Source organism: Pseudoalteromonas sp. NH0006-46, assembly GCF_057547735.1.
Map to the genome: position 1 here is coordinate 43,583 of NZ_BAAJML010000016.1, position 10,222 is coordinate 53,804.

10 protein-coding genes are annotated in these 10,222 nt (G+C 37.5%); 4 read left to right on the forward strand and 6 right to left on the reverse strand.

What is annotated here, in order from left to right; genetic code table 11:
• Positions 1–64 precede the first annotated feature (64 nt).
• A complete protein-coding gene (locus AC27I2_RS19210) occupies positions 65–1,264 on the reverse strand; it encodes a cation:proton antiporter (protein WP_487205200.1) in 1,200 nt (399 codons plus the stop codon).
• Positions 1,264–2,475 (reverse strand): tyrosine-type recombinase/integrase, encoded by a 1,212-nt coding sequence (locus AC27I2_RS19215; protein ID WP_487205201.1) that lies wholly within the window; start codon positions 2,473–2,475, stop codon positions 1,264–1,266. The genes AC27I2_RS19210 and AC27I2_RS19215 overlap by 1 nt, the downstream gene beginning before the upstream one ends.
• A gap of 139 nt (positions 2,476–2,614) precedes the next feature.
• Here AC27I2_RS19215 and AC27I2_RS19220 point away from each other — a divergent pair, with 139 nt between their 5' ends.
• On the forward strand, positions 2,615–3,178 hold the full coding sequence (locus AC27I2_RS19220) for a lipid-binding SYLF domain-containing protein (RefSeq protein ID WP_058405342.1): 564 nt from the start codon (positions 2,615–2,617) through the stop codon (positions 3,176–3,178).
• Between the two features lie 215 nt (positions 3,179–3,393).
• Here the strand turns inward: AC27I2_RS19220 and AC27I2_RS19225 are convergent, their stop codons facing one another.
• The 4 genes from AC27I2_RS19225 to AC27I2_RS19240 all read right to left on the reverse strand — a co-directional run bounded on the left by AC27I2_RS19225 (position 3,394) and on the right by AC27I2_RS19240 (position 8,080).
• The gene (locus tag AC27I2_RS19225; protein WP_487205202.1) at positions 3,394–4,437 is read right to left on the reverse strand and encodes a patatin-like phospholipase family protein; all 1,044 of its coding nucleotides are present in this window, start codon (positions 4,435–4,437) and stop codon (positions 3,394–3,396) included.
• A 137-nt stretch (positions 4,438–4,574) separates the two neighbouring features.
• Entirely contained in the window at positions 4,575–5,981 is a 1,407-nt protein-coding gene (locus AC27I2_RS19230) for an alanine/glycine:cation symporter family protein (protein WP_487205203.1), read from the reverse strand.
• A gap of 120 nt (positions 5,982–6,101) precedes the next feature.
• Positions 6,102–7,013, reverse strand: a complete 912-nt coding sequence (gene ctlX / locus AC27I2_RS19235; protein ID WP_487205204.1) for a citrulline utilization hydrolase CtlX — start codon at positions 7,011–7,013, stop codon at positions 6,102–6,104.
• The gene (locus AC27I2_RS19240) at positions 7,010–8,080 is read right to left on the reverse strand and encodes an ornithine cyclodeaminase (protein WP_487205205.1); all 1,071 of its coding nucleotides are present in this window, start codon (positions 8,078–8,080) and stop codon (positions 7,010–7,012) included. The genes ctlX and AC27I2_RS19240 overlap by 4 nt, the downstream gene beginning before the upstream one ends.
• Positions 8,081–8,246: 166 nt before the next feature.
• Between AC27I2_RS19240 and AC27I2_RS19245 the strand changes: the two genes are divergently transcribed.
• From AC27I2_RS19245 to AC27I2_RS19255, 3 genes are all read left to right on the forward strand, one after another.
• Positions 8,247–8,678: an Lrp/AsnC family transcriptional regulator gene (locus AC27I2_RS19245; RefSeq protein ID WP_058405337.1), complete on the forward strand. Its 432-nt coding sequence runs from the start codon at positions 8,247–8,249 to the stop codon at positions 8,676–8,678.
• Positions 8,679–9,135: 457 nt separating this feature from the next.
• Entirely contained in the window at positions 9,136–9,594 is a 459-nt protein-coding gene (locus AC27I2_RS19250; RefSeq protein WP_487205206.1) for a hypothetical protein, read from the forward strand.
• 117 nt (positions 9,595–9,711) lie between these two features.
• The gene (locus tag AC27I2_RS19255) at positions 9,712–10,170 is read left to right on the forward strand and encodes a hypothetical protein (protein ID WP_487205207.1); all 459 of its coding nucleotides are present in this window, start codon (positions 9,712–9,714) and stop codon (positions 10,168–10,170) included.
• Positions 10,171–10,222 lie beyond the last annotated feature (52 nt).

A 10,222-nucleotide genomic window follows, 5' to 3' on the forward strand; every position in this document is an offset into this window, starting at 1 on the left:
TTTAATCAAATAAAAAGGCAGCAATAATTTTATCGCTGCCTTTTTATTTAAATTTTTTATATTTTTATTTTGATGTTTTTTTAAAACTCTCCGCGATTGGTTTTGTACTAATGCCGTGAATAAACACACTAAAAAATATTGTGGTCATAGCAATACTCGCAATTTGAAATTTATTTTCTATTTGCGTATCAATCACCATCAAAGTAAATACTATCGATGCAAGTCCCCGTGGCCCAAACCATGCAAAAGTAAATCGTTCTTTTAGATTTAAAGATGTAAATTGCAGCGATAACATAACCGGAATAATTCTGATTAGCGTAGTACTTAACAACGCATAAACTATAATTTCAAAATTCATTTTTGGAAAAACTAAATACGCACATGCATACCCAAATAAACACCAAATCATCAGCGACGTAAAATCAGCAATATGTTCTGAATCCTCAATTAACTCAGAACTAACTGCTTTAGTTGAAAACTTATCAAACAATAAACCCGCAACAAATACAGCTATAAATCCACTACCATGAAAATACTGTGTTATAGAAAATACAGCCATTGCAAAACCTAACAATAAAAATGGGCTAGTGTTTTGTGCAAAGTAATGTCGTTTCATTGCAAAGTTTAAAGCGGGAATAAAAATACTAATACTAACTGCAGCAACAAACAGTGCTAATCCAAGTTCTCGAGAAAATACACTAACAACATCAGAAGCGGTAATAGCTGACTCAGGGTTTTTAGCTAACAAAATAAATATTAAAAATACTGGAACACATAACCCATCATTTAATCCACTTTCGGTATTAATACCCTCGCGAATTTTTTCAGGAACTTCTGTGCTTGCTAATAATCCTTTGCTTAATGCCGCATCGGTTGGTGTTAATATAATTGCGATTAATGCAGATTGAATTAATGAAAGTTCGGAAAAAATAAACAAGCTAACACTTATCCCCAACAATAATGTTAAGGGGAGGGCAATAAATAACAATAAGCCTGGATATTGAAAACTATGCCTTAGTACGCTCAACTTAGATTTTGCCGCATCCGAAAATAAAAATATACTTAAGGTTAACTCTATAAACGGAAGTAATAAATCTACACCAGCTTTTAATTCACCGTCGTTATTAGGCAATACGTTAGCTAAAACAATGCCGCCCATTACAAAAAACATTGGGCCGGTGACTTCTGTTTTTTCTAACTGTCTAAATGTTAATGAATAAATTAAAAATAATGCACCTATAAAGGCGATAATTAAATAGGTCATTAAATTTTCCTTTTAACGCCAGACTTTGCTCGTTCTTTAATATTAGTTTGAATATAAATTTGATCTGTTGTCGCAATTTTTGCGTGGCCCAAATCTTCAGATAAATGCTTTAGCGGCCGCGTTTGCGCATCATGTGTTGCACCAGTATGGCGAAGCCAATGTGCAGTAGCAGCTTCAAGTTGTTCAGCATCATCTTTAAAACCATCATCTAATAATGATTGTTGAGCCAATTCAAAACTTTGTTGTACTAAACGCCTAATTTGCCTAACAGTCATGCCACCTTGGCCTCTAATTTTATGGACTAAAGGTTCGGATTCGTCAACGCGGGGAAGGGCGGGTAACCCTCTGTATAATCTATAACGTTTTAAATATTCAACAAAATCATCGCTTAACGTAACATCTCGTAATTTATTGCCCTTACCCATAATACGTAAAAACCAAAAGCCGTCATTGTCTTGCCAAAAATGCGACATAACTGGCGACCACTGCGGGCGCTCCGACAATTCAGAAATTCGTAAATATAAACCTTTTAAACAAGCTAAGGTAAATAAATTACGTTCTAAATCTGGTTTTTTCTCGCATAAATCGCGAGTAACCCCAAACACATATTCCCACTGTATATCGCTTAAGGTGTCTGGGATCTGAATTTGAGATTGCACAACTAAATACGGGCTATTTTTTTTCACAACAGGAACAAAATTGGCAAAGGTTTTTTCTTCTAATAATGAAAATTTATAAAAAACATTGAGTGCAGTAAACATAGCCGATAATGTTTGCTGACTTGCCGTTGATTCTTTTAACATAAAAGGGCGCCAATTTTGGTTTAATCGGCGGATACCTTGCTCATCTTTATAGCGCCATTGCACTGATGTTGATGCCCATTTTTTATCAGGCTCAACCATAAAATCTACATAAGCTTCTATGTCTTCACGTTTTAAATCGAACACTGATTTTTCGGCAATTAACCATGACCATAAATAAAAACGTTCAAGTTCGTTTCTAAAACGACTGTATGTTGCCTCTGATTTTCGGCCATACACATATAAAAATTGGTATAAAAATTTAAGATCAGATTCTGATTCAGTTACAGTCAAGCTAACTTGCTGTATAAAGGTAGCTAGTTCTGGGTATTCTGAATTAAGAGTGCCATCATCAAGATGAGCAATTTGATACCTTAATTGTTTTAACGTATCGACTAACGCAACAAGCATAGTATATAAATATTCAATTAAATAAGTTAGTTACAGAATAACCTTTAAGTCCGATACTGTCTAGTATTGGACATAGTAATTAAATACTTATTTTAGACTATGCTTAAATTGCCATGCCAAATCTTATTAAGGAAAAATTATGAAACAACTTAGTATATTATTTTTACTTACACTCTCGTTGGCACTTACAGGTTGTGCGACTACCGGTAGTGCATCACCAAGCGAAAAACGGTCTTTAGTACAAAGTATGAAAAGCAACACGCTTAGTAAACTTTATACTAAAAAGCCTGATGTTAAAACGCAAATAGCAAATTCAGCAGGCTATGCAGTTTTTGATAACGCGAATGTTAACGTTATTCTTGCTAGTTTTGGTGGTGGTTATGGCGTAGTAAAAAATAACTTAACCGGTAAATCTACTTACATGAACATGGGTGAAGCTGGTTTAGGGTTAGGTTTAGGTGTTAAAGATTTTAACGTAGTTATGGTTTTTCATACCCAAGCAGCAGTAAATAGATTCATTGAACACGGTTGGGCTTTTGGCGGAAACGCAGATGCAGCAGCAAAATACGAAGATAAAGGTGGAGCATTGGTAGCCGAAGCCATTGCAGACCAAGTTACTGTATATTCTGTAACCGAAAATGGCCTTGCACTACAAGCTGTACTAAAAGGCACTAAATTTTGGGTAGATTCTGAGCTAAATTAACTATTAATAACTCTCCTAAAAGCGGGCTGGTTTGAATAATCACGCTCGCTTTATTACTTACCATTTAATTTAACATAACGTAATTTATGGGTTGTCAGTTGTCAGTTGTCAGTTGTCAGTTGTCAGTTGTCAGTTGTCAGTTGTCAGTTGTCAGTTGTCAGTTGTCAGTTGTCAGTTGTCAGTTGTCAGTTGTCAGTTGTCAAAAAACAAGATTATCAGATTTGTTTGAAATCAAACTTAGTAGTCGCTAAATTTTTATCAAACGCTTCAGCCAACTTTTCAGTTTTACTAAACACGGTGTTCCAATATTTAATACGCGTGTCGGCATCGAGGTCGGTAAAGTCGTTTCTGTCTGGGATTTTTCCGTAAGGTAAACCGGCTATAAATTTTTTTGATGGGGTGATCATCACCACGTTGTCGTAATTAAGTGGCGACACTTTACGTTTTAAATTTTTATCAAACCACCCTGCTTTTGGCTCGCTATTAAAATGCGGATATAAAATTAAGCCTGGGTTATTAATTTTTAAATCAAAATGGTAGTCAATTATTCCGCCATCGCGATACATACCTTGTGGCGAGCCTGCAATATTTTTTATGCCTTGCATTACAAGTGGTATAGAGCCCGATGCAAGTAAGGCGTCTCTTAAATTAGTTTGGCTAAGTGCTATGTTTTGCGTTTTAAAATTATAACTGTCGGTTATTGATAAGTTACTGTTTGGCGCGCCAAAAATAAATCGCTCGTACTGCGAGCCTAATAATTTTCGGTTAAAACGGTTGAGCATATAACTTTTTGATAAACCCAGTAGCTGTATTAATTTATTTTCGCTGGCAATAAAGCCATTCGATTTAGCCACTATAAAATGCGCTTTAAAAACGGGGTTATTTATTATTTCGGTTACGCCATTATCGCCAAAAACATCTTCAAGTAATGCGCGGGCTTTTATTGTGATCTCGCTAGGCGTTGGTTTATTACTAGAATAGCGCGTTTGCGAATACGATTTTGCTAAACGCTCAATGGCAGCAACCGGATCGTTTTGGGCAAAACACGCTGAACGAAAAGCCCCTGCCGATGAGCCAATTAAGTTAAGGGGTTGAGTGCGGTGTTTAAAAAATTCACCAAAAATATATTTGTCTAATCCAAATAAGGTAAACCATTTAGGCCCGCCACTCGCTCCTAAAAAAGAGGTAAATAGCTCAGGTTTAAAACCTTGTTCGTTTATTATTTTTGCTGCGTTCTTCCCTGCGACAATGTCGATCATGTCTGTATCTTCACCTTTTATCTATCTATTTTAAACTTTAACACGCTCTAAATATGAATAATTATGCAAAATTAAAAAGCGACTTTATGCTGCCATAAAACCGCTTTTTATCGTTAAAGTTACTTAAAATACGCGAATCAATCCCAAATGCCGTCTTCGCATTTTCCCTGTACTTTTACGTCTTTTACTTTAAATTCGGGTTCAATGCCTTTGTCTCTTTGTGCGTGGTAGTCGTGTGTTACCGACAAAATAGTTGGCGTTAACAGTATGATAGCGATTACGTTAACCACTGTCATTAATCCTAATGCTATATCGGCTAAATCCCATACTTCTTTTAATGTGGCCGATGCGCCCCAAAGCATCATTGATAAATAAAGCAAAGTGTAAATACCGCGCCCTACTTTGTTATCAAGCTTAAATAAATGTAAGTTACTTTCAGCGTAGGCATAGTTAGCTACCACTGAGGTAAATGCAAATAGCGTGATAGCTGCTGCTACAAAGTACACACCACCTTGTGCTAAATGCGCGTTCATGGCGCTTTGCGTTAAACGTATACCTTCCATTTCGCCGCTTATGTCTACATCGGCTAATAAAATAACGACGGCGGTACAGCTACACAGTACTATTGTATCGAAAAATACACCAAGCATTTGTATGTAACCCTGTGTTACAGGGTGATTAGGAATGGGGCTTGCGCTTGCAGCGGCATGCGGCACACTACCCGCACCCGCTTCGTTAGAATATAGACCGCGTTGAATACCATTTTTAATGGCTGCGCCCATTGCACCTGCGCCCGCTTCTTGCAATCCAAAGGCCGATAAAAACACATCTTTTAGCATGGCAGGTACTTGTGGTAAGTTCATAATTGTAATGATAACGGCAGCTGCTACAAACAATATGCCCATTAATGGCACTACACGCTCCGCAAAACGGGCAATGGCTTTAAAGCCGCCTAAAATAATTGACCCTGCTAATACCGTAATAACTAAACCTGAATAAAAAGTGGGTACTTCGAATGCATAGTTTAGTGCATCGGTAATTGTATTTGTTTGCATTGCGCTAAAGGTAAAGCCATAGCCTAAAAATAAACACGCGGCAAATACTATAGCAAAGGCACGGCTGCCCAACCCTTGTTGAATGTAATACGCAGGGCCACCTCTAAATTCACCGTTACTATCGCGAATTTTGTATACTTGCCCTAATATACTTTCGGCAAACCCGGTTGCCATGCCAAGTATAGCAATAACCCACATCCAAAATATGGCACCACTGCCGCCAAGCGAGATAGCCACGGCAACACCGGCTAAATTACCCGTTCCTACCCGAGCACAAAGCCCGGTACACAATGCCTGAAATGACGAAATATCGTTTTTATTACATTTACTACTGCCTTTTAACAGGCTAAACATATGTTTAAATTTAACTATTTGAATTGCTTTTAAACGCACAGAAAACCATACGCCGGTGAAAAGTAAAATATAAATGAGTACCTGACCTTCTCCCCACAACAGGTTATTTACACTTTTTACTACCGTATCGAACATTGCGAATTCCTTATTATATTTTTATAGTTATGCGCTTTAACATAGTCATTTTAAAATGTACTGGCAACGCTTGCTCTTTCATATGCAATAAAGGCAACCATGTTGCCTTTAAATTTCGCCTTATTTGCTTTGTAAATGTACCCCTGCAATCATACACCTTACAGAGCCACCAGCAGATTCAATGGTAGGTATAGGCAAAGCCACTAGTTTAGCCGTTTTTTGTATCGCAATTATTTGCTCGCCCGTTAGCGCATTGTAAGCGGTTTGCGACAGCGCTAAAATTCGGCCGTTTTTACCTTTTAATTCAATGGCATTTCCGCAAAATTTATTTATTTGCTCAACTGACAGGTCGATTACTTCGTGATGGCTTTGTAAAAAATGCCCTACCAGCGCACTGCGCTGCGCTTCGGGCACCATACTTAAGCCAATCATTACAAACTTGCTGGCTACGCACATTAGTACATTAGTGTGATACACCGCTGTACCTTGCTCATCAGCGGCGTTAAACACAACTGGCTTAAACGAAAGTAAATTACACACAGTATTTACTACCGATCTTGTTGTGCGTTTAGATTCTACCGCATAAGCAAGTTTATAGTGGTGATCGAGTACCAATGATCCGGTGCCTTCTAAAAATGCATTTTCTTTCGCTAAATATGCATAATCAGTCACTACCGGCACTTTATAGTGATCCGTTAAAAAATCAATTATATCTTTACGATATTCTAATCTTCTGTTTTCTACAAACATTGGGTAAATAATTAATTGCCCATTTTGATGCGTAGAAAACCAGTTATTTGGAAAGACAGAATCGGGCGTATGTGTTTGCTCGTCTTCAAATAAATGAACGGTTACACCTTCATTTTGTAATAACTCAACCGCATTGGTAACTTCTTTAAAGGCTTGTTCGCTTTCATTTTGTGCTGCACATTCACTTTGAAACGCATTGTCGAGCATAGTTTGTGGATTAGACGTAAAGTGATGCGGACGCACCATCACAACTGCGCTCGGTGCTTGTTGTGTTAGGCTCATGCTGCGCTCTCTTTATCTATACGCGGTACTTCAAGAACTGAAAATAAGTTACGCGGGTCGCCCTGCTGGGTGATCAGGTCGAGTATTTCGTATTCTCCTGATTTAATAAGTTGCTCGCGAATATACACTAACGCGGTAAAATCTTCGCTTGCAAAGCCGACACCATCAAAAATAGTAAGCTCTTTTTCGTTTGTACGACCAAGGTGCTGTTTATTAATGACTTTATGAAACTCGGTTACAGCAAAGCACCTGCTCATTTGTTGAATTTCGCCCTCGATTCTGGTTTGTGGTTCGTACTCTACAAATACATTAGCGCGTTCGAGTAAAGCAGAATCAAGCTCGGTTTTGCCAGGGCAGTCGCCACCAATCGCATTAATATGAACGCCTTCTGGGATCATATCGTTTGTTAAAATGGTTGCGTTTGTTTTATCGGCCGTGCAAGTGGTAATTATGTGTGCGCCCTTTATTGCCTCTTCAACACTTTCACATATAGTCACGTTTAAACCTTTAGTGCTTAAGTTATTAAACGCTTTTAGAGAGGCTGCTTCGTCTATATCGTATAAACGAATGTGTGTAATACCCAATACCGCTTTAAACGCTAAAGCCTGAAACTCAGACTGAGCTCCATTACCTATAAGGGTTAAGGTGGTTGAGTTTTTTGGTGCTAAATAAGTAGCCACCAGCGCTGATGTTGCAGCAGTGCGTAGTGCGGTTAATAGGCACATTTCGCTGATCATCACCGGGTAACCGCTATCCACATCCGACAAAATACCAAATGCTGCCACCGTTTGAAGTTCTTTAAAGGTATTTTTTGGGTGACCATTTACGTATTTGCAGCTAAACATTTTGCCATCGCTTACCGGCATAAGCTCTATTACACCGTCGGTAGAATATGCTGCATAACGCGGCGATTTATCAAATTCGTGCCAACGAGCAAAGTCGTGTTTTAGTTTGTTAGTTAGGCTAACTAATACATTTTCTATTCCTAATGTGTTTATTAGCTTGGCCATAGCTTGAACACTTACAAATGGAACACCGTGTTTTGGCTGTGCTATAAAATGACTCATGACTACCTCTGTAATAACAATATGAACTAATTAAAATAAGTTTATCGACTACAGATGCCACTTAAAATGCTAATACTTTATACAAATAATGGTATTTTTTAGCAATTTGCTAGGCATAAATATAAATTTTTAGTATTTTGTATAAAAAATAGTTAGAGGTAAGCGTATGCTCCCTTATATTTATGACTCATTAGATAACGCCCTAATAGCCGAATTAAGAAAAGACGGCCGTGCATCTATTTCTGCTTTAGCTGATATATTAAACGTGTCACGCGGGACAGTACAAAACCGCTTGGATCGGTTAGTTTCATCGGGCGCTATATTAGGTTTTACTGTGCGGGTGCACGAACACATAGAAACCGAAGCCGTAAGAGCAATAATGATGGTGGAAGTAGTGGGAAAATCGACCTCACAGGTAATTAAAACCATGCGCGGAATCCCCGAGCTTACTAAGTTACATACCACCAACGGCGCTTGGGATTTAGTAGCAGAAATACAAGCAGGAAACTTAAGTGATTTTGATGGCGTACTTAGGCAAGTACGCGAGATAGATGGCATTTTAAATAGCGAAACCAGTATATTATTGTCATCTACTTAAGCATTAATGTTAACATGCAGAGGTTAGTACCGCCTTGTTCATGTCTGATCTTACAGTTTAAGTAATTAGATTTAGACCTCATTTAACAGACAGCTATTAGCAAGAAGTAGTTAGTCAAAAATCTTAATGTCTGAAGTCAAGATTTGACCCTAGGCTCTTCTGTAGACCTCATTTAACAGACAGCTATTAGCAAGAAGTAGTTAGTCAAAAATCTTAATGTCTGAAGTCAAGATTTGACCCTAGGCTCTTCTGAAGTCAAGATTTGACCCTAGGCTCTTCTCTTTCTAGGTTAAATGCGGTCTACTTCGAAGGTTATGACGACACAAATGTGTTTTATTTAAAAGATCTAAGTGTTAGACCCATCATCGAGTCATGTGCTGAGAAAGTAGGTCTACATTGTCTGGAGCATTGGTAACCTAACAAACGCTTTAACCAAGGGACGCAAAACAGGAGAATTATGCGCTATATCTTATTTTTGTTGATACTTATATCGACACAATCGAATGCTCAATTAGTTGAAACTAAGTCGTTTAGTATTACTCTTCCTGATGAATTAACTGTTCAGACTGATAAAGTTAGCCGTATTTTAGCTTTTGACAAAGAACGAAATCCTTTTGTTAATATTGAGTTCGGGAACGGCGTTTACGAACAATATTCAGAGATTGTATCAAGGGTAAATGAAACTTTAGCAACAATGGGGTCTGTACTATCCCCAAAAGAGTGTGGTGATGGTTGTGAAAGTATGTATGCTCAAGCTAAAGTTGAAAAAGAACATTTAACTTTTTACTTCTATTTTTATGTTGTAAAAAGCACCAAGCATAGCTTTATTATTTCAATTGCATCACAAAGCGCTATTAATTCGGGCGATATTGAAATCACGAGTATTGCAAAGCAAATTTTACAATCGGGTAAATAACAAATGAATTATGTCGTTCGTAAAGTCACTAGGAATTTTATCCGCTGGCTTTCTCCCAAAGCACTCCTAAAATCCGCATGTCAAAAGCGTTATACAACTATCAAATAGAGTGGCAAAATGCTAAAAGGTTTTTTTATTCTAATTCTGTGGATAGTGTTCGGATTTTCGATTGATTATTCAATAGCAAAGTTGAAGTATATTCCAAACACTAGCATGAGTATTGGAGTAACATTTTTAACTTTGGGAGTTTATACATCATTATTACATTGTGCATTCCTAAAAGTTAAACGAAAAAAATTAAGCTATAGCCTTTTCATCTTACCAAGCTTTGTGGCTTTTTTAGTAAGTTGGGAGCTGATAGCTTTTTATCATACTGAGTATACTTGTTCTATTTCTGAATCAAGGTCTTTGGAATTAGCGGTATCTTTTATAGATGAAATTGGATATGACCCACAATTTATGAGCAAAAAGCCCTACAAGCTTGATTGGTGCGAACTAGGTTTTGAATATGAAAGCTCAGACCATTTTAGACTTATAACTGTAAGTGCTGATGGCACGGTTAGGTTAAATGAGTAAAGTCATATAACAAGCCAATTAAAATCAAAGCGAATGGGGTCACAAAGCGAAT